This window comes from Clostridium fermenticellae (genome assembly GCF_003600355.1).
In the GTDB taxonomy this organism is placed as follows: Bacteria; Bacillota; Clostridia; order Clostridiales; family Clostridiaceae; genus Clostridium_AV; species Clostridium_AV fermenticellae.
The window spans coordinates 1,117,735-1,138,929 of record NZ_CP032416.1 but is presented as its reverse complement, the minus strand read 5'-3'; the positions used below and the strand labels follow the sequence as shown (position 1 = coordinate 1,138,929).

Sequence of the window (21,195 nt, the reverse complement as noted above, 5' to 3'; positions counted from 1 at the left end):
TTTCATTTTTGTATTTTCTAGAATGTCATGCTTCTTGAAAGCAAAGCATTATATTCATTAAATTCACTTAATTTTTTATTGCAAAATGCAATTATAGCATCTTTTTTTTCACTTTTATCATTCTCATGTATAACAACACATTTAGGTTTTATTCCTTTCATAACTCCACTTTGTCCATTAATTACCTTGTACGGTATATAAAACTTGTCATATACATTTAAATCAATATCTTTAAAAATTGATTCTTCGACAACTATTACAGGTAAATTTGTAGCTGGTTCTCTCAATTCGTTTCCTGTATCTAAAAAAGCATTTATTGTTTTCACACTATTATCTAGTACAATATCAACTTTAAATACAAACTTATTAATACTTTTCTTATCTTTCACATAAATTAATATTCTATCTATACACATATAAATCAACATAATTGATATCATAAGCTTTTTATATGAAAAATCATATATAGCAAAATAATTTTCATAAATAGAATTATTATATTCTATAAACATACACATACCTGCAAGTACCATAGAATATAAAATAAATATACATAGAATTTTAAAATTCAATTTGAGCTCTTTACATCTAAATGCTATAAATACCATTATTAACGCTGCAAGAAGTTTAAATAAAATAGATGAGAACCTAAATAGAGCAGGATAAACAAGTACAATTGTATACATTCCTCCAAATACAGCCGAAATAAATATATATACAAATTTAATCTCTATTTTAAGAGTTCTCGCAGTCAAATACAGCAAAAAAAAATTTACTATTACATTTTCCAGAATTAGAACATCAATATATACAATCAATAAAATTTCTCACCTCTGTGTTTATTATTTATACCAATATTATATACCTATTAATTTCAATTTTTTGTCATTTTTTAATCAAAAATAATATTTTTGATTTACATGATTTTCCAAAAAATTTAAAGGAATTATTCTAAAATCTCCACTTTAGAATAATTCCTTTAAATTTTTTATTTATTATTTAATATTATGATTTTTTAATACATCAAATATTCTATTTGATATAATATCATATCCACGAGAATTAGGATGAAATTTATCTGAGGAAAGATATCTATTAGTATTTCCCTTGAATAAATCATATGTCGGAATAAATATAACATCGTATTTGGATACAAAATTATCTGTCATATGATTCCAAAATTCCAGTAAATTAGTTTCACTTGATGTCAATTTATCTTCTGAAGGATTATATAAGCCTACAAATACTACTGTACAGTTTGAATTAGCATTTTTTATACACTTAAAAATATCTTCAAGATTACTAAAATATTTATTTTCTATCGCTTTTACATTATCTAATGTAAGTTCATTTGATTGAGCAGAAAAATAAAAATTCTTTATTTCATTTCCTCCAATGGATATAAATATAATATCCGCTTGCTTTATATCTTGAACAGTTTCCTGTCTTTTTACAATATTTAAAAGTCCAGAAGATGTATCACCATTTACAGCAATATTATCAACACTAACAGAACTATTTGTTTTATTTTTCCACAATAGTGCAAAATCATTTACAAAACCTTTTCCAGTCTCATCACCAGTTCCTCTTGCAAGCGAATCCCCCATAGCCAAAATATTATATGAATTTTTGTATACTTCTTTTATTTTAGAATTATGACTTTTACTTAAACTAAAATATAACCCTCCAGTCCCAATAATAATTACAACAAGAAACAATACAACAAACTTAAATTTTTTATTCACAGTATCATCTCTGGATCCTTATACTCTTTATCAAAGGTTTCTACAGATACACTTTTCATTTTTTGATCATCATATGGTTTATCATTATAGTCTCTTTTCTCCATTACTATTCTTTCTACTTCATCTATACCGTTTATTACCTTTCCAAAAGCAGCATACTGTCCATCTAAATGCGGTGCATCATCTGTCATTATAAAAAATTGAGAACCTGCAGAGTCTGGAGCCATAGTTCTAGCCATAGAAATCACTCCTTTTTCGTGCTTTAAATCATTCTTAAAACCATTCCCTGAGAACTCACCTTTAATTGAATATCCAGGTCCTCCCATTCCTGTACCTTCAGGATCTCCACCCTGAATCATAAAACCAGGTATTATTCTGTGAAAAACCACACCATTATAGAACCCTTTTTTAACTAAAGATATAAAGTTATTTACTGTGTTTGGTGCGACATCTGGATAAAGTTCTATATCTATCTTCTTTCCGTTTTCCATTTCAATTGTAACTATAGGATTTTTCATTTTCATTCCTTCTTTCATTCATTATTATTTACCACAAAAAAATATAAATATTTATTAAACTACTCGCATTTATACAATAATTATTATTCTCATATATGTCAAGCAAAATTTATTTTATTTGATATCGGCAGTTCAACCGTAAATTCTGCCCCATCTTCTGTATTATAAGCATATATTCTGCCATTTAATTTCTCTATAACATTTTTACTTATGGATAATCCCAATCCAAACTTTCCATTTTTACCTTTATAAAACCTATCAAATATATAGGGAAGTTCATCCTCTTTAAAGCCTGAACCGTTATCTGATATTTTTAATATAACCCTATCTGCTACAATTTCCGATGATATTGAAACTGTTGTTTTCGCGTACCTTATAGAATTACTTATTAAATTATTTACAGCACGTGATAACTTTTCTTCGTCCGCTAACACATATATATTGTTCTTTAATTTCTTAACTGAGATCTTCACTGAATACTTAATTGCAATAATATTTATACGTTTTACACAACTCTCTATAAACGCATTAAAATCCAATTCATTCATATTGTAATTTTCTTCTATCGAATCAAGTCGTGATAAATAAAGTAAATCTTCCACCAACCTAGTTAATCTTTTGGACTCATCAATTATTATATCAGCCGCATTTATAGGATCAATAACATCATACTTTATACCCTCAGCATAACTCTGAATAGACGTGAGTGGTGTCCTGAATTCGTGTGATGCATTTTGTAGAAATGTTTTCTGTGCCCTATCATATGTCTCAAGTTTTTCGGACATATTATTTATGTTATTTACAAAATCACGAAGCTCGTCATATACCTCCACATCAATTTTATTTCCAAAGTTTCTTTCTGAAATCTCCCTTAATCTTTTATTAAGATAAGAAAATGATTCTGACACCTTTTTTGCAGTTATAGATGAAAATATTGCTGTAATAAAGGCTGATATAAGCAAAATTACAAATAAAATTAAATTTATTTCAAGCTGGATCTGATTTATCTTTTGAAGACTGGAGTATATAACAATCCATCCAAGTCCAAAAGAATTCTTATCTGATACTGGCCTTACTACAGACACATACTGAATACCTGAAAAATAAAACCCCGAAAATTTACCTTTATCCAAATCTTTAGACCTATTTACCTCATATAATAACTGATTTATCAATTCATTTGATATCCTATTATAATTTTTGCCTTCTGGAATAGTTTTTATAATCTTTTTATCCTTATCTAATAAAACATAATCGGCATTTAATACAGAAAGTGATTTCTTTAAAGATTCATCTAACATAAAGTGAAATTTTAAAAAATTATCATCACGTTTCCGTAAATCTACAGGAGGTGCTTTCTTTGAGTCAGTCAGAAAATCCGGACCATGTCTTAAAGCTTCATTTTCTGTATTTACAGCAATTTTATTCAATTCATCTTTTATATCATTTTTTATATATGTACGTACAGCAATATTAAATACTATAGTCGTTAACATAGTAAGCATAACAATTGCTGTAATATTATATTTAAATATCTTCCATTTGATCGTATTTTTCTTCATTAAATCATTCCTAATCATCTATTTTAAAACCAAATCCCCATACAGTTCGTATTTTTAATATTGATCCAATATCAGAAAGCTTTTTTCTTATCCTTTTTATCATATCATCAGTTGCTCTAGTTTCAACTTCATCTTCAAATCCCCATATTTTATCAAGAAGTTCATTTCTGCTAACTGCTCTATTCTTATTTAAAACAAGATAACTTAAAAGAGAAAATTCCATTTTTGTTAGCCCAACATCTTCACCTCTAAACCTAACTTCTTTTTTATCTATATTTATTGAAATATCATATATATTAATAACATTAGTTAATGTACTATTTCTTTTATCAAAGTCAATTCTTCTAAAAATGCTTTTAATTCTAGCAATAAGCTCAATTGGGCTAAATGGTTTGGTTAAATAATCATCACTTCCCAGGGTTAATCCAGCTATTCTATCAGTTTCCGTATCCTTGGCAGACACAATTATTATAGGCACAGAACTCTTTTCCCTTATAAGTGAGCACAATGAATATCCATCCATTTCAGGCATCATTATATCAATAATAAGCATATCGGCAGGTCTTGCATTAAAAGCCTCGAAGATCGAATTTCCGTCATTAAATATTTCTACTTTAAACCCCTCTTTTAAAAGGAATGATTTTATTATATTACAAATATTTATTTCATCATCAGCAATGTATATTAATTTTTTATCCATATTTCATCTTCACCTCATCATTATATTTTACCATGAGGGAAATATTGATATCATCTAAATTTTATATTACTTCAAATTTGCCACAATTTTGCGGGGATTTAATTTAGCAGATAATTATAAAATTAAATTAGTATATGTTATTTGTTTTAAAATTTATAATCATATATTGATCTTAAGTTAGTCAAAAAGGAGGGCTTATTATGATTCTAAAGAAAAATTTTACTAAAATAAGTTTATTTTTTTTAGCATGTGCATCTATAATATTATTTACTTTCACTTTATTTAACTACAAAAATACTAATTCAAATTACAACAGAATTGAATTTAATGGTACACCGCAAAAATCACAACAGAATAATGCTAAATTTAATAAATCACGGAATCAAAAACCTGATCAAAATAAACAAAATAACTTTAATGGATTAAGTAATACACCTAAAAATAATAGTATGGTGAATAACAAAAATCATCAAAATAATTTTAATCATCAGCAAAATAATTTTTCTAAAGGAACATCAGGAAAATATAATATTATGATAGCTGTTTATTCAATAGCATTTATCATATTATCCATTTTACTATATTACTTTTTTAAACATAAAAATAATAAAATCATTTACCCGGACGAAAAGTTCATTATTATATCATTATTGTGTATAGGATTGTTCTTAAGACTTTTCCTCTCAATTGTTACAAAGTCGCATAATGACCTTAATTTATTTGGAAACTGGGCAAATGCTGCTGCAAATAACCTATTTCAAATTTATTCAAGCTCAAAGTCAGTTGATTACCCACCATTATACATGTATATATTATATTTAATTGGTAAAATAACGAGTATTCCAGGCACAAGTTCAAGTTTTAACCTGCTGTTAAAGTTGCCATCAGTGATTGCAGACATAATTACTTCAATTATTATATACAAACTATGCAAAAAATATATTTCACCTAAAACTGCTTTATTGATATCAGCATTTTATATTTTTAATCCGGCTATTTTTATAGATTCTGCTGTTTGGGGACAAGTAGATTCATTTTTCACATTACTTATTGTACTTTCAATATTCACAATTTCTGAAGAAAAACTTATTTTATCTTCTATATTATTTTCCGCTGCTATACTGATGAAACCTCAGGGAATTATATTTTTACCAGTATTGTTCTTTGAACTTGTAAGAAGGAAAGATATTAAGATTTTCTTAAAGGCCGCTTTGGCTGCTATAATTACAGCAATTATTATAGTGCTCCCATTTTCAATTACAAATGGGTTCACCTGGATATTTAAACTGTATACAAATACTGTGGGTGAATATCCATATGCATCAGTCAATGGATTCAACTTTTTCAGTTTGATAGGTAAGAATTTTGTTAAAGATACAAATACTGTATTTGGTTTAAGTTATCATATTATAGGACTTATATTCATAGTTCTTACTACGCTGTTTACCTGGTATATATATATTAAAGCAGATGATAAAAAAATTGCACCGGCTGCAGCATTACTTCAGATATCAGGTGTATTTACTTTTTCAACAAGCATGCATGAAAGATACTTATTTTCTGCTGTTGCATTATGCATTCTAACTTATATATATATTAAAGACAAAAGATTCTTACTCCTGAGCCTTGGTTTTACAATAACTGTATATACCAATATTCACTATATACTTGTATATTCAAATATTAGCTCATTTAATACAATGCTTACTGTAATATCACTATTAAATGTATTGTTATTTATATATTTGGCAAAAACCTTATTAGACATCGCAGTGAAGAAAAAAACTTATTTATAGATCTTTATATAAAGCGCCGTAATATTTTTACAATATTACGGTGCTTTACAAGTTGTCTACTTTTAGATTGCACAATAATTAATATTTTATTTATTGCACTTCCAGATTACAATCACAATTTAATGTGCAATAATTAAATCTATGCATTTACTATTTCTCCGCCATTTACATGTATCGTCTGCCCTGTAATATATGATGCATTCTTCGATGCTAAAAATACATAAGCGCCTGCACATTCGACAGGTTCACCTGCCCTTCCCATAGTTGTATTTGATCCAAATTCTGAAGTCTCAGTATCATTAAATGAAGCCGGTATTAAAGGAGTCCATATTGGACCAGGTGCAACCGCATTTATTCTTATACCAGTCCTTCCTTGTGTTAATGCAGTAGATAATGATCTCGTAAAAGCCTCTATAGCTCCCTTTGTCATTGAGTAGTCTACTAATTTTGGGCTTCCCCTGAATGCAACTATTGAAGTAGTATTTATTATAGAAGATCCACATTTTAAATATTTCATTGCTGCTCTAGTCATATAAAATGTTCCATATACATTTGTTTTAAAAGTTCTGTCAAATTGTTCATCTTTAAGCTGTTTTATATCCTGGCACTCATACTGTACAGCTGCATTATTAACAAGTATATCTATCTTTCCATACGACATGGCAACCTTTTCTATGGCTTCATTGCAAAAATTTACATCACTTATATCTCCAGGTATGAGTACGCATTTAGCACCTTTGCTTTCAACGATACATTTAGTTTCTTCAGCATCTTTATGTTCATTTAAATATATTATTGCTATATCTGCTCCCTGATTTGCATAAGCTACTGAAATGGCCCTGCCTATACCACTGTCTCCACCTGTTATTACAGCCACTTGATCCTTTAAAAGATCTCCCTTTTTATTATACAGTGGATCATCATATACAGGTTTGGGATTCATTTCATACTCAAATCCAGGCTGCTTATTTTGATGCTGCTTTGGAAAATTTGTCGGAAAATTCATATTATATCACTCCTCTATTATATTCTTTTAGAAATAGTATCTTCCACTTAAAGAAAAATATTTATTAAAAAAACCCAAATCATAAAATAATTTGGGTTTAAAACGTTAATAAAACTATCTACATGGTTTAAACGTTTTACAGCAGGTATCATCACTAGTATGAGGATTAGCTTTACCACTCATAGGATTTACCTCTAATTGATCTGCATGACACATACTATCCTGCCAATAATGACAACTATCAACTCCACACTTTACTTGCATTCTACAATTATTATCCATAATAAAATCCTCCTTAAATTAAATATATAAACTTAATACAATAGTAGTATGGATTTATTTTAAAATATTATCCTATACAATAAATGTAAAATGGCATATATACTTTAACATTCTATAAGCCCTAGTCTGGTTCTACATGAACTATAGCATATCTTATTTTAAATTCGGAATTCAACATTGTTTCTATTTCTTCAGTAATCTTATGACTCTCCTTTACCGTTAAATTTGGATTAACATATATTGTAATATCAAGTAAAATATTATTTCCATGAACTCTTGCCTTTATATCTTTTACTTTATGTACCCCACTAACTTTTTTTATTTTTGAAACTACTCCTATAAGCTTTTTTTTATCAAAACCATCTGTTAAATCATATGAAGTTTCTTTAAATATATCAAATCCAGTTTTTAATATTATTAGTCCTACAACTATTGCTGCAAGTGGGTCTATCCATGGCAAACCAAACTGAGATGCAATAATTCCTACAGCAGTTCCCAAACTCACAATAGCATCCGAAAAGTTGTCTTTTGCAGATGCCTTTAAGGCGGAACTTTTAACCTTAACAGCAATTTTCATATTATATATATACACAATATATATTACTAAAGCACATAAGATAGCAACAAACGCCGACAATATATCTGGAGCTTTTTTATTTAAAAATATTATTGAATGAATACCATTATAAATAACCTCAAAACTCACAGCTATCATTATTATCGACGCAATTAAAGATGATATCGTTTCTGCCCTCAAATGTCCATAAGCATGATTATAATCAACAGGTTTTCTAGATATTTTTAACCCTATTATAATTGATATAGATGCAATTATATCAGTTGAATTATTAATCCCATCTGCAATAAGTGCTTTCGACTTAAAAAGATAACCAACTATAAGCTTAAATATACTCAAAATAACATATATTATAAGACTGATTCCGGCTCTTTTCTCAGCTATTTTAATATTTTTATAATCCTCTTCCATATTTATTTCCCTCAAACTCGACTGTGTATAATATTTTAGTATTCCCCTGCTGCTAAAATATATAAATTTTTCAACATTTATTTATCTTGACAAATATAAAAAATACCATTATAAAATAATTAAAAATATATTGATGAGAGGATTTTCATAATGAATAATTTTTTTGATTTAATAGAAAAAAGAGAGAGTTGTAGAAACTACAGCAATAAACCAGTGGAAAAAGAAAAATTAATTTCTTGTATAGAGGCAGCCAGAATTGCTCCATCAGCTTGTAATGGGCAACCCTGGAGATTTATAATCATAAATAATAAAGAACTTTCATTTAAAGTTGCCAAATGTATTGAAGATTTAGTTATGAATAAATTCACAGAAAAATGTCCTGCCTTTATAATTGTACTTCAGGAAAAAACAGATATAAAAGCTAGAATAGGGGCAAAAATAAAAAATCAGGACTATTCCTCAATTGATATAGGAATTGCATCATGTCAATTATGCCTGGAAGCCACTGAACAGGGATTATCAACTTGTATTATGGGGTGGTTTAATGAAAAAAAGTTAAAAAATTTACTTAATATAGATCCGTCGAAAAGAATCAGACTTGTAATAAGTATAGGTTATTCTGCAGATACAGAGATTCGCAAAAAAATACGTAAAAACATTGATGAAATTGCAAAATTTATATAAAAACAAAAGCTTAACTTATGTTCTTGCCGGGATTTCTAAAATTTAGGCCTACGCATAAGTTAAGCTTAGATTTATAAACTTATTTTAAATGAAAGGTTTTATTTTATTTAAAATAGGTTTTTTTAAAATTTGTTAAATAGTATGTTAAACTGTATAATAAGTTTATAGTATTTAATATATACTCTAGAGGAGGTAGTTTAAGTGTTTTTAAATGAACTTAATAAAAAAGAATCCATTGCATTTGTAAATTTGGTTGAACTTCTTGCCAAATCGGATAATTTATTTGCCAAAAAGGAAAAAAATTTGATTTGTGACTACATAGAAGAACTTTCACTTAATAAAGATGAAATACCACATATGTCCTTTGATAAAATTATTGAACAATTAAAAGATTCAACCTCAAGAATTAAAAATATAATTTATCTTGAATTAATAGGTTTAGCTTTAATTGATGGAAGTTTCGATGAAGAAGAAATTAAATTTTTAAATGCTATTGCCGGCCAATTTAAATTTACCAGAGAAGATCAGCAAAAATTTATAGATTTTTTTAAGATATTAAAAGATAAATATGACTCAACATTTCTTGATGCTGATAGCAAAATAAATTCTCTAAAAGAACTTGCTGAAAGTATATTATAAATAAAACTAAGCTCCATACTATAATAAATTATGGAGTTTAGTTTTTATCTCTCGTAAAATATTCCTACAGCCGCAAATCCAAAATAAAATAATATATATACAAATCCTTTAGAATCAAAATTTACAATCATATTTAATATGTATATTATCAAAATAGCTGTAATCATAATCACCTTATTTGCCCCAATTTTATTCGATACAATTCCCAATATAAATGATATACATGGATAATAAAAGAACATCAATATAATTATCGATTTTAAAGATAAATCTTTTGTAAGATGAGTAACTGCTATAATTAAAATTGTAGATATAATAATCATGATCACTGTAAATCTGATATTGATAGATTTTAAATTCTGCTTCATCAATTCTGCTCCTTGTCTATATAAATTATCATATATTTATATTACCATTAAAAATACAATATCAAAATAAAAAAGTTCCATATACAAAATTTAATTATCAAAGTTTTTATATATTTTAACAGATATCATAAAAGATATTAAATAACTTACTAATCCAAATATGAATATTGAAATTACAGCTATATACATAAAATCTGGTCTTGCAATGACTTTAAAAATCTTCATTCCCATAGATGTTTTATAAAACTTCATTAAAATCTGGGGCAATAAACATATTAAGACATATGTTATTATCTTTAAACCTTCTGCGAATCTGCTATCTTTTATATCAAATGGATTCATAATTGAAAAATTTATTAATAATAATCCTAAAGGAGCAATGAGCACCCATATATTGGTAAGATTATATCCACTAATTCCAAATGTCCTCAAAAGAAAAGTTTCTAAAACTATGATAATGTAAAAAAACAGTGTATACAATATCATCATAAAATAATTTACAAATACTATTGTATTTTTATAAATTGGGAGACTGCTTATGACCATATACTCATTTTTTTTCTTTTTATATTTTCCCATCATTAAAAAAGTCAGATATCCCATTAAAAACACTATAAAGCCGTATCCTATATCATTGTATTCTTTAGAGCTATAAATTATATATATAAAAATAGACACAAATGCTGTCATTATAATTATCAAATTCTTCATAAGAATAAAATCTTTTTTTATTAAATTTATCATTTTATCTGCCTCCAAACTTTATATATCCTTCTTTTCATAAAACTTGATTGACAATAGCATCGACATAATAAAAATTAAAATTACAGACACAAATATCAAAATCTCAAGTTTGAAATAATTTATATTAAAAAAATTTATAGTTCCATATATAAAATCTAAATTATCTTCCAAATTGCCTATAAAAAATGAAAAACTTGCTCCAAAGATAAAACCATATAATAATGTTGAAGCCAATCCAGCAATCTTATAATTTATAGCAAATTCAACAAATAGGTTAATAGACATTACAACCGTAATAAATTCAAAACCAGTTAATAATTTATCCAGTTTAATAATTTTTAAATTATATCCCAGTATATAGCTCAATCCACAGTATATGAGCATTATAAATACTTGTACTAAAATTAACTCTGCATAAATTGAAATTACTATATTCTTTCTCTTAACTGGCAGTGAATTTGTAATATTATTTACCTTTCTAAATCCCTCAATTCTTTGTATTGCCTCTATAATTATAAATACAGCAGAAAAACTAATTAAAAAATACATTCCATAAATATTAAGCTGATCATGGAAAAAAAATATTACAAGCATAATTATAAAAATACTGATAGCATTAGTTCTTTGATATTTGAGATCTTTTAATATAAGATTAAACATTTCTTTCCCCCTTTGCCGTAAAAAACATAATATCTTCAAGACTTGCTTTTTCCATAATGATTTTGTCTTTATAAATCCTTTTTATAGATTTCCTGTCACTTATAAGAGCTTCGAAACCATATTTATTTTTTCTAATTCCAATAAATGAAGTCTCATTTTCATGGTTTAAAAGATCAAGGGGACCTTTTATCAACGCATACTCATCCATAATAACATCCTTTTCTTTTGAAAAAACTATATTTCCATCATTTATAAATGTTATATAATCCGCAATTTTTTCAAGATCAGTTGTTATGTGTGTTGAAAAAAATACACTTTTATCTCCATCCTGTATTAATTCATGCAGTATGTCTAGAATCTCTCTTCTAAAAATAGGATCAAGCCCGGCTGTTGGTTCATCCATTATTATAAGTTCAGCATTATGACTTAGTGCCATAGCAAGTGCAAATTTAGTTTTCATGCCCTTTGAAAGCTTCTTAATTTTGATCTTTGGATTTAAACTAAATCTATTTATATAATCATCAAAAATTCTATCATCCCATTTTGAATAAAATGGTCGTATTACCTTTCTCATCTGATCTATCGTTAATTCCTCATAGTAGTAATTTTCATCATATACAAAACCTATTCTGTCCTTTATCTCTATCTCATGTTTCTCCATATCCATTCCAAATAATTTTATTTCTCCCCCCGTCTTTTTCACTAAATTCATTATAAGCTTTATAGTCGTACTCTTTCCCGAACCATTGGGTCCTATAAATCCCATTATGTATCCCCCTGGAAGGGTGAAACTAATATCTTTTAATGTAAAACTGCCATACTGCTTCCTTAAATTTTTTATTTCCATAATATTATCCATAAATTATTTCCTCCATCTACCTAATAAATAATTTAAATTGTAAATCAGCTATTGTACAGCACTCTAAGAATTTCTATAATTTCATCAAGAGAAATATCCATTGCTATACTCTGATCAACTACATCCTGAAGTTTTTCTTCTATTATTTTTATTTTTCTTTCTTTCAAAAGTTCTTTGTTCTGCTGAGAAACAAAACTTCCCTTTCCAGGAACAGTTTCAATAAAACCTTCCCTTTCAAGTTCTTCATAGGCTCTTTTTGTCGTTATAACGCTTATTTGAAGTTCCCTTGCGAGATTTCTTATAGATGGGAGATGCTCCCCCTGCTCTATATCTCCCCTTATGATAAGTGATTTCATCTGTTCCTTTATCTGCTGATAAATTGGTTTGTCAGCAGAATTTGATATTAGAATATTCATATATATTACCCCTTAATTTTTGCGTATATACTGTATATATTTATTATATACAGTATATACGCAAAAAGCAACAACCCAAAATATAAAAACTGCCCTATATTAAAAATTAATTTCTAATATAGGGCAGCTGAATTTTTAAATATAAAATAGTCTTTCTAAAATCTATGCAACCTCTGCACTATTTGTTTTACCTAATTCATCGAGATATTTATCCGCCTTACCTCTATCATATTTATGTTCCCATTTAGATACTACTATAGAAGCAAGTGAATTTCCAACTACATTTACACAAGTTCTTGCCATATCTAATATACGATCTATTCCTGCTATAAATGCCAATCCTTCTACAGGAATTCCAACAGAACCAAGTGTTGCAAGAAGTACAACAAACGATACTCCCGGCACTCCTGCTATTCCTTTTGAAGTAAGCATTAAAACTATTACTAAATTAATCTGAGCTGCCAAAGACAAATGTATTCCATACATTTGTGCTATAAATATAGCTGCAATAGCTTCATACAATGTTGATCCATCCAAATTAAATGAATAACCTGTAGGTATAACAAATGTTGCTATTGACTTTGGGCATCCAAACTTAGACATCTTCTCCATAATTCTTGGCAAAACAGCTTCTGAACTTGCAGTACTATAAGCAAGTATCATCTCATCCTTTATTACTTTAAACAAGTTAAAGATATTTACTCCGACAAGTCTTGCTATTGTACCAAAAACAACTAATATAAAGAATGCCATAGCACCATAAACTGAAATAACTAGTTTTCCAAGTGGTATTAAGGATGCCACCCCAAATTTTGAAACCGTAACTCCAATAAGAGCAAAAACACCAATAGGTGCTGTTTTCATTATCTGATTGGTTATCCAAAACATAACTTGTGCTATACCATCTACTACTTTAAGTACTGGCTTAGCCCTTTCACCAACAGCCGAAATTCCACAGCCAAACATAATTGAAAAGAAAATTACCGGAAGCATGTCTCCATTAGAAAGAGATTCAAATATATTTGTTGGAACTATATTTACAAGTGTAGCCACAAAGCCATGATTTGATGTCGTTTTGGTTGTATTAACATAGCTTGAAATACTAGTCTTTGTAATAGCACTCATATCTACTCCAATACCTGGATGGAATATATTAGCTATAAGTAATCCAAGTATTATAGCTATAGTACTAACTATTTCAAAATACACTATAGTTTTCAGTCCAATTTTACCTATTTGCTTTAAATCACCTGCACCTGCGATAGCAACTACAAGAGCTGAGAACACAATAGGAACTACTATCATTTTTATTAATCTCAAAAAGATATCACCAAAAGGTTGTAAAAATGCTGCTACTGCAGAATTTCCCTTAAAAATTGCCCCTACTATGACTCCCAGAACAAGCCCGATGAATATCTGCATACCTAAACCGATCTTAATTTTCTTCATCTATATCATCCTTTTCTAATAATTTATATCGAATCAATCCACTTTAATAATGGTATAATGCAATCTATAAAATCCTACAAAAAACTATAATGATATTTTTAAACTTTTTAAAAAATAGATATATCTGCAAACCTTCCGTTAATAATTCTAATAATTCATATTTTCTGAATATTAACAGAAAAATATTGTATATTTCAAACTTTTTATGTTATCATCTTTAATTGACAGTTAAAAGTGTGCTTTTTAAATTATTTATATTTTTTAATGCATATACATCTATAAAATGATTTCATTATTCTAATATAAAAGTAAATCAATTTAACAAAATTGAATAATTTATATTTAATCTACCATTAATTAAATAGGGCCAAAGTTATATAAATTCAATCCAAAGTTACTTGAATTTATGTTTGATTGTATCTAAAGATTTAGCTTATAATATTATTGGCTTTTATTTTTTATTGGATTTAAGGAGTTGTATACCATTGAAAGAAAATATATTTACTTTAATCTTAATGGCAATTGTAGTATCTCTATCAGGTGAATTAAAATTCTATCCATTTCACAGCACCTTTCAGATAAGCTTTGGTGTACCAATCTTCTTCTTATTTTTACTTATGATAAGAAAAACGCCTCGTGTATTACTAGGTTTAATCGTTGGCTTGAGTGTCTTTGGATTCCGCTTTACATTGGATATATTAACAAAACCAGGTTTTGGATTTTATCATAATTTATTATTTAATCTTCCAACATTTTTTTATTATTTCACATATGCACTGATGTTTACATTAACCAAAGTCAACAAAACAAAAATACATCCACTCTGGATAGGTTTTTTATCTATTATAATAGAAACATCATCAAGTATAGTAGAACTCACCTTCAGATATTTTCTATTGAATGATATGATTACAATTTCAATTGTAATTGAAGTTTTTTTAATAGCAATAATACGAAGTTTTTTTGCCCTAGGCTTCTTCTATGCAATTAAACTTCATGAAGTAGAATTGAAAAATATTGAACAGAAAAAACAAAATGAACATATGATTCTTTTGATTTCAAATTTATATGAGGAATCAATGCAGCTTCATAAAACCTTAAAACAATCAGAAAGTATTACAAGAGACTGCTATAACTTATATGAGAATTTAAATAATAATGATGTTATATATGATCCCAAAGATTTATCTCAAAAACTACTATACATTACGGGCCAGATACATGAAATTAAAAAAGATAACCAAAGAATATATGCAGGACTATCCAAAATGATTATGTCTGAAAATTATACAGATTATATAAGTATAGATAAGATAAGTTATATTGTAGTTAACACAAACAAAAAATATGCTGAATCATTAGACAAACAAATTGAATTCATTTTAGAAATTAATGATTCTTTCCCAGAACTCCATGTTTATACAATTCTTTCTATTATGAATAACTTAATATCAAATTCTATAGAATCTATCAAAGATAAGGGCTGCATAAAATTACTCATAAATAAATTTAAAAATAATGTAGAAATTACAATTTCAGATACAGGAAGTGGTATACCTCAAAAAAAGAACAAGTTAATTTTTAAACCCGGGTATACTACAAAATATGATATTTCTGGTAAGCCATCAACAGGAATGGGACTTCCATATGTAAACCAGGTTGTAAATAATTTAAATGGTTCTATAAACTTAAAAAGCAATAAAAGTAAATTTAAAACAATCTTTACTGTTAAGCTCCCAATTTCTTCATTGATAAAGAAATAAATATTAATATGATTATTTTAAAATAGCAATTAATATGTGAATATAGCTTGTTGAATAACAGTATTGGTTGTTCAACAAGCTCTTGTAAATTTATGGTACTTTATTCAAACTTTTTATTTTACTGCTTATAACTTCAAATTTTTCTTTATCTTTTAAATCTAAGGCACCATCTGCCATCACATATAATGCCTCCAAATAAATTTCATCATATTCCTTCTTTGTAATAGGCTTTAATAAGAATTCACTATTATATTTAGCAGCAGGTTTATCTCCAAAATAAACTTTTTTAAGCACTTTTATATATGCTGCAAGTTCATCCTTAAATAAAACAAAAAAATTTCTACTTTGCCTGTCTTCGCCATTTTTTATAGAACACATTTTTATACAATTTCGTTTTAAAGAATTAATTACTATTTTCTCACCATCTTTAATTCTAAATTCTTGAAGATCTATGTGTTCATCATGTGTAAGTTTATCATTTATTCGATTTAAAAAATTTATATACTTTTCTAATTCATTTTTGGTTAAAGAATATTGATTGTCTATAATTTCTCTATTAACGTTTTTCTTGAACGATAGACTGCAATTAATTAGGTCATCAAATGATACAATTATATAATCCGTCATTTTATTTAAAACTTTATTTGGAATAAGTTTTATTTGGTAAGAAAAATCATCTTCTACTTTTGATAAAATAAAATTGCTAATTTCCATAATCAACTCTCCTAAATATATTAAACTCATGTAATTATACATGAAAAAAGTCGTTTTTTGTATATATGAAAAATATTAAAAGTATTAAAAATATAATGACATTACACTATATTTTTAATACTTTTAATTTTTAATTTAAAATAAAAATAACTTGCGTCCACAAGTCACAGAATATGGTGCAGGTGAAGGGACTCGAACCCCCATGCCGTAAAGCGCTAGATCCTAAGTCTAGTGCGTCTGCCAATTTCGCCACACCTGCATAATATTATATTGGTGGCTTACCGGGGAATCGAACCCCGGACACCATGATTAAAAGTCATGTGCTCTACCAACTGAGCTAGTAAACCCTATGGCTGGGATGGCAGGATTTGAACCTACGAATGATGGAGTCAAAGTCCATTGCCTTACCACTTGGCGACACCCCAATAATCAATAGCCGTACAATAACGGCTGACACTCATATATTATAATTATTTTTATTATTTTTGTCAAATATTTTTCATTGCTTATGTCGATTATGGGTAAAATTGGAATTGCTATCAATAAAGATTTTTAATGTTTTACACTATCCTTAATTAATTTCATAAATACCTCAGGTGTAACTACCTTTACATTTGGATTTGCTTTTAATTTATTTATTACATAATTAACATTTTCAGTGCTCTTACTCCAAACATGAACATAGACAAAGGTATATGCTTTAGAATTTGATTCATTTACCTCACCTGAATCCACTCTGCTATTAATTTTTTTAACCAATTCATCCTCCGACTCGATGTTGTCCCACAGCAGATCTCTACATGATACTATTGGTTTATTATTAGACCATACTATCTGTCCTTTGAAATTATCATGTTTTTTATAATCAAGATAAAATATTCCATCTATATTAGATTTTTGAGTAAACTTATTCCAAAGATCGACATTATTAAAAGACATATCATCTATAACAGAAATATATCTTTCTCCTGATCTTTTCATATAATCATTTAGTACATTAATATATGTATTTAACTTACTTCTCTTAAATTTACTCGGATACATATATCCATTTCCAGAAGGAGCTACAATAAAATTATTATATTTATCTTCATTACTTATACTATCATAGTACATCTTAAATACAGTAGGCGCTAAATAATATATAGATGGACTCATAGACCACCCCAAAGAAAGTTTATCTCGGTTACTATAACCATACCATTTATCAGAGGTATAATTGCTCCCTAAATTCCACTGCTGATTGTCCCCGTCAGACATTATAAATGTAACATAATGAAAGTTTCCCTTTTGAGAAAGCATAGAGTCAGGTTTTATTACAATATCCTGTAATGGAAAAGCACTTAATACAGTTAGATTATATGACCAGTCTGCAGCAACCAAACTTGTACCACACTTTGATGCTATACTAACATTTATAAATTCATCAGGTCCCCATCCCATACAGACGGAATTACCCTCCATAGATAAAAAAACTTTTTCTCTCAAAGCTGTCTTATTTATACTATCTTCATAGAATACAAGCGATTTGCTCATTATAGCATAATCTCTCAATGGAGCAGCTTTATCAGGGGAAATTTGAATCACAGTAGAATGATTTAACCCCTTATTCCATAAATTATTATAGGCCCAATTCTGATCTGTATTTCTGCAGTCACCATTAATTTTTGTAATCCCGTTATTTATTACCTTAGATTCTATTGACTCGTCAACAACTATAGAATTATTTAGCGATGCAAGAGAACAAGCATTATTTATTGAAGGATCTTTAGAATTTTTGTTACTATAAAGTATATATCCGTCTATCTTATCTTTATAAATTTTTAATAACTGCCATGGATCTTGAATTTTTTCATATGGTATTTTATAATTATTATTTAAATCGCTAAGCCATACTCCGTAATCCGGCTGAGAAGAACTAAGTGTATATATTTGGGAAGTAGTATGTCCATTAACTATTCCCTGAAGACTTGCTATCATTGTCTTTTCTGCATTAGTCATTAAATCCTGAGAAATTACATATAATTTCTCAGGAAGGATAGGATTTTTTACATAACCAGAAATTTTTTGTGTCTTATTATTCAAAACAATAGAAGATGTTGTTGTTGTATTTTTACTACCTTTCCACTTACTCCATTTTACATCAAATGAATTACTGTTTTCTTTGCAGTAATCATAAAACTTTTGTAAAAAATTCATTCTTTCATTGTTTTTAAAAGATTTAACCTGTTCTTCATCATAATTTCCTAATGCAAGCTCTCTTTTTATAATATCCTCTGCACTCACTTCATTACAATTTTTCATCATGTCATACATAATCATAAAAGTTCCTGTTCTACCCATACCTTGTTTGCAATGAAAATGAAGCCAAGAATTTTTAGACTGTTCTTTTGCGAACTTAACAAAATAATCCACCATATCATCTTCTGGTATTCCACCATCTCTAACTGTAATCCTCTTGTAAGACAAGTTATTTGATTTTACAAGCTTATCTTCATCTTGAACTTTTGTTGGTATTATAGTATTTTTAGGATGATTATAAAATGTTAAAGGTTCGTTAAGTTTTATGCTTTTAAGATTTTTAGCTTCCTCTGCCAGCACCTGTTTTCTAGTCAGACCTACATTTGCATTGTTTTTTTCACCAACCCAACTAACTGAAAATTCATTTACAAAACCGTGAGATTCCTGTCTTAAATCTACAACCGTTACAGGTAGTGACGTACCTATTCCTTTTACTAAAATAGGAAGAGTACTTACATCAAACTGCTTACTGCCCGAAATATTAAGTTCATTAAGTCCCTTGAGATTTAAATTTTTATCCTCTACAGCAGATAAATCTGATGTTTTTCGAAATTTTCCCTGCAAAATATTTTTTCCCGCAAATAATTCCAGAGATAAATTTACATCCTTTTTTCTATTGAAAGTTTCTAAAGGAGCCGCTCCGCTTAATAATGATAGAGATATTATGCCTACTAGAATAAATGTCACTACAGAATAAATAAATACTCTTATTCGTTTGTTCAACTTTTTTCACTCCTCCTTCAAATAAAATATTTATAAATTTTTATAAAATTAGTATTGGACAACAAAATTACTTTTATACTAATTTAAGCTGATATTTTAAAATAATTTTAAATATCAGCTTAAACATACAAAAAAATAAAGCTGCTGCATTAATCAAATAATGCAGCAGCTTTATCTCAATTATAAATTTAAATTACATTAAATATTTTCTTTATAAGTTATCCAATCACTCCAGCTTCCAACATATAATCTTGCCTTTATGCCAATCTCGTCTAATATTAAAAAATTAAAAGCAGCATCTATACCGGAACCACAATATACTATAACTTCTTTTTTATCAAACAAGCTATTAAACTTTTCCTTTAAATAGGATATAACTTTAATAGTATTGTCATTGTTTAGATTGTCTTTCCAATAATAGTTTACAGCCCCTTTTATATGCCCTGCTATTTTATCTATCGGTTCGTTCTCCCCTCTATATCTTACTTTCGTCCTACAATCAATTATTGATACTTCAGAATTAAATTTTACTTTATTAACATATTCCATATTGACCTTTATATCCTCATTTATGTCTACTTCAAATACACCTTTTTTTAATACCTTAGGTTCATCTACTGAAAGAACATTACCATCACTTATCCATTTATCTATCCCGCCATCTAAGACGTAATTGAATTTATGTCCTGCAAACCTTAGCATCCAACAAAATCTTGCTGCAGATCCAATTTTATATTCGTCATAAGCCACTACTACAGTATCATTGCTTATTCCAAGATTCTCAATTGTATTTTTAAAATCATTAATTTCAGGTAAAGGATTTCTTCCACCATGCTTACTGCATTCACTGGAAGATAACTGCTCACTCAAATCTATAAATTGAGCTCTTTTTAAATGCCCTTTCTCATAAACCATCTTTCCATATCCCTTATCAAGCAGATCACCCCTACAGTCTACAATGACTAAATTTTCATCATCAATATGTTTTTTTAGCCATTCGGTAGTTACAAAATTTTTCATTTTAACTCCTCCTATCTATTAAAAAATTAATTTATTTCATATCATATGTTACAGAATTCATTAGTTTAAAATGTTATACTAATTACGAAACATAATCTTAATATTATTGAAGGTGATTTTTTGAAACTTAAAAAAACAAAAAACAATATATTAAACTGGCTGAAAAATATAGCCTATGACTCTAAATCGACAGCTGCAAGTGGATACAATGCCTATGGTCATTGCCCCAATTTTGCTACACGTTGTTGTTTAACATGT

Annotated in this window: 21 protein-coding genes and 3 tRNA genes; 4 read left to right on the top strand and 20 right to left on the bottom strand. The window is 27.9% G+C overall.

What is annotated here, in order from left to right; all coding sequences use genetic code 11:
- Window positions 1-17 precede the first annotated feature (17 nt).
- From spoIIGA to D4Z93_RS05445, 5 genes are all read right to left on the bottom strand, one after another.
- Window positions 18-818, bottom strand: a complete 801-nt coding sequence (gene spoIIGA / locus D4Z93_RS05465; RefSeq protein ID WP_119971078.1) for a sigma-E processing peptidase SpoIIGA — start codon at window positions 816-818, stop codon at window positions 18-20.
- Between the two features lie 177 nt (window positions 819-995).
- A complete protein-coding gene (locus D4Z93_RS05460; RefSeq protein WP_119971076.1) occupies window positions 996-1,745 on the bottom strand; it encodes a DUF459 domain-containing protein in 750 nt (249 codons plus the stop codon).
- The gene (locus tag D4Z93_RS05455; protein WP_119971075.1) at window positions 1,742-2,263 is read right to left on the bottom strand and encodes a peptidylprolyl isomerase; all 522 of its coding nucleotides are present in this window, start codon (window positions 2,261-2,263) and stop codon (window positions 1,742-1,744) included. The genes D4Z93_RS05460 and D4Z93_RS05455 overlap by 4 nt, the downstream gene beginning before the upstream one ends.
- Before the next feature lie 98 nt (window positions 2,264-2,361).
- Complete coding sequence (locus D4Z93_RS05450; protein ID WP_119974241.1) at window positions 2,362-3,825, bottom strand: sensor histidine kinase; 1,464 nt, start codon at window positions 3,823-3,825, stop codon at window positions 2,362-2,364.
- Between the two features lie 10 nt (window positions 3,826-3,835).
- Entirely contained in the window at window positions 3,836-4,525 is a 690-nt protein-coding gene (locus tag D4Z93_RS05445; protein WP_119971073.1) for a response regulator transcription factor, read from the bottom strand.
- Between the two features lie 200 nt (window positions 4,526-4,725).
- Here D4Z93_RS05445 and D4Z93_RS05440 point away from each other — a divergent pair, with 200 nt between their 5' ends.
- Window positions 4,726-6,321, top strand: coding sequence for a glycosyltransferase 87 family protein (locus D4Z93_RS05440; RefSeq protein ID WP_119971071.1), 1,596 nt, complete (start codon window positions 4,726-4,728; stop codon window positions 6,319-6,321).
- A gap of 139 nt (window positions 6,322-6,460) precedes the next feature.
- Here D4Z93_RS05440 and D4Z93_RS05435 read toward each other — a convergent pair whose 3' ends face one another.
- The 3 genes from D4Z93_RS05435 to D4Z93_RS05425 form a co-directional block, all read right to left on the bottom strand.
- Window positions 6,461-7,327: an SDR family oxidoreductase gene (locus D4Z93_RS05435; protein WP_119971069.1), complete on the bottom strand. Its 867-nt coding sequence runs from the start codon at window positions 7,325-7,327 to the stop codon at window positions 6,461-6,463.
- A 114-nt stretch (window positions 7,328-7,441) separates the two neighbouring features.
- Window positions 7,442-7,609 (bottom strand): DUF1540 domain-containing protein, encoded by a 168-nt coding sequence (locus D4Z93_RS05430; protein ID WP_119971067.1) that lies wholly within the window; start codon window positions 7,607-7,609, stop codon window positions 7,442-7,444.
- 121 nt (window positions 7,610-7,730) lie between these two features.
- Window positions 7,731-8,597: a cation diffusion facilitator family transporter gene (locus D4Z93_RS05425; RefSeq protein ID WP_119971065.1), complete on the bottom strand. Its 867-nt coding sequence runs from the start codon at window positions 8,595-8,597 to the stop codon at window positions 7,731-7,733.
- Between the two features lie 150 nt (window positions 8,598-8,747).
- On the opposite strand from D4Z93_RS05425, the gene D4Z93_RS05420 reads away from it, so the two are divergent.
- A complete protein-coding gene (locus tag D4Z93_RS05420) occupies window positions 8,748-9,281 on the top strand; it encodes a nitroreductase family protein (protein WP_119971063.1) in 534 nt (177 codons plus the stop codon).
- 201 nt (window positions 9,282-9,482) lie between these two features.
- Window positions 9,483-9,920 carry a hypothetical protein gene (locus D4Z93_RS05415; protein ID WP_119971061.1) on the top strand — a complete coding sequence of 146 codons (438 nt, stop codon included), beginning with the start codon at window positions 9,483-9,485 and terminating at the stop codon, window positions 9,918-9,920.
- Between the two features lie 44 nt (window positions 9,921-9,964).
- Here D4Z93_RS05415 and D4Z93_RS05410 read toward each other — a convergent pair whose 3' ends face one another.
- The 6 genes from D4Z93_RS05410 to D4Z93_RS05385 form a co-directional block, all read right to left on the bottom strand.
- The gene (locus tag D4Z93_RS05410; RefSeq protein ID WP_119971059.1) at window positions 9,965-10,288 is read right to left on the bottom strand and encodes a hypothetical protein; all 324 of its coding nucleotides are present in this window, start codon (window positions 10,286-10,288) and stop codon (window positions 9,965-9,967) included.
- A 90-nt stretch (window positions 10,289-10,378) separates the two neighbouring features.
- Window positions 10,379-11,032: an ABC-2 transporter permease gene (locus tag D4Z93_RS05405; protein ID WP_119971057.1), complete on the bottom strand. Its 654-nt coding sequence runs from the start codon at window positions 11,030-11,032 to the stop codon at window positions 10,379-10,381.
- An 18-nt stretch (window positions 11,033-11,050) separates the two neighbouring features.
- Window positions 11,051-11,692: an ABC-2 transporter permease gene (locus tag D4Z93_RS05400; protein ID WP_119971056.1), complete on the bottom strand. Its 642-nt coding sequence runs from the start codon at window positions 11,690-11,692 to the stop codon at window positions 11,051-11,053.
- Complete coding sequence (locus D4Z93_RS05395) at window positions 11,685-12,551, bottom strand: ABC transporter ATP-binding protein (RefSeq protein WP_119971054.1); 867 nt, start codon at window positions 12,549-12,551, stop codon at window positions 11,685-11,687. Before D4Z93_RS05395 ends, D4Z93_RS05400 begins: the two co-directional genes overlap by 8 nt.
- Window positions 12,552-12,595: 44 nt before the next feature.
- Window positions 12,596-12,967, bottom strand: coding sequence for a GntR family transcriptional regulator (locus D4Z93_RS05390; RefSeq protein WP_119971052.1), 372 nt, complete (start codon window positions 12,965-12,967; stop codon window positions 12,596-12,598).
- 162 nt (window positions 12,968-13,129) lie between these two features.
- Window positions 13,130-14,416, bottom strand: a complete 1,287-nt coding sequence (locus D4Z93_RS05385) for a cation:dicarboxylate symporter family transporter (RefSeq protein ID WP_119971050.1) — start codon at window positions 14,414-14,416, stop codon at window positions 13,130-13,132.
- A 485-nt stretch (window positions 14,417-14,901) separates the two neighbouring features.
- On the opposite strand from D4Z93_RS05385, the gene D4Z93_RS05380 reads away from it, so the two are divergent.
- Window positions 14,902-16,179 (top strand): ATP-binding protein, encoded by a 1,278-nt coding sequence (locus D4Z93_RS05380; RefSeq protein WP_119971048.1) that lies wholly within the window; start codon window positions 14,902-14,904, stop codon window positions 16,177-16,179.
- 90 nt (window positions 16,180-16,269) lie between these two features.
- Here the strand turns inward: D4Z93_RS05380 and D4Z93_RS05375 are convergent, their stop codons facing one another.
- The 6 genes from D4Z93_RS05375 to D4Z93_RS05350 all read right to left on the bottom strand — a co-directional run bounded on the left by D4Z93_RS05375 (window position 16,270) and on the right by D4Z93_RS05350 (window position 20,937).
- Entirely contained in the window at window positions 16,270-16,893 is a 624-nt protein-coding gene (locus D4Z93_RS05375; protein WP_119971047.1) for a hypothetical protein, read from the bottom strand.
- Window positions 16,894-17,067: 174 nt separating this feature from the next.
- Window positions 17,068-17,152 (bottom strand) — tRNA-Leu (locus D4Z93_RS05370).
- Window positions 17,153-17,164: 12 nt separating this feature from the next.
- Window positions 17,165-17,240, bottom strand: a tRNA-Lys gene (locus tag D4Z93_RS05365).
- A 3-nt stretch (window positions 17,241-17,243) separates the two neighbouring features.
- Window positions 17,244-17,318 (bottom strand) — tRNA-Gln (locus D4Z93_RS05360).
- 127 nt (window positions 17,319-17,445) lie between these two features.
- Window positions 17,446-19,917: a GxGYxYP domain-containing protein gene (locus D4Z93_RS05355; protein WP_119971045.1), complete on the bottom strand. Its 2,472-nt coding sequence runs from the start codon at window positions 19,915-19,917 to the stop codon at window positions 17,446-17,448.
- A 198-nt stretch (window positions 19,918-20,115) separates the two neighbouring features.
- Window positions 20,116-20,937 carry a sulfurtransferase gene (locus D4Z93_RS05350; protein ID WP_119971043.1) on the bottom strand — a complete coding sequence of 274 codons (822 nt, stop codon included), beginning with the start codon at window positions 20,935-20,937 and terminating at the stop codon, window positions 20,116-20,118.
- Window positions 20,938-21,195: the final 258 nt, after the last annotated feature.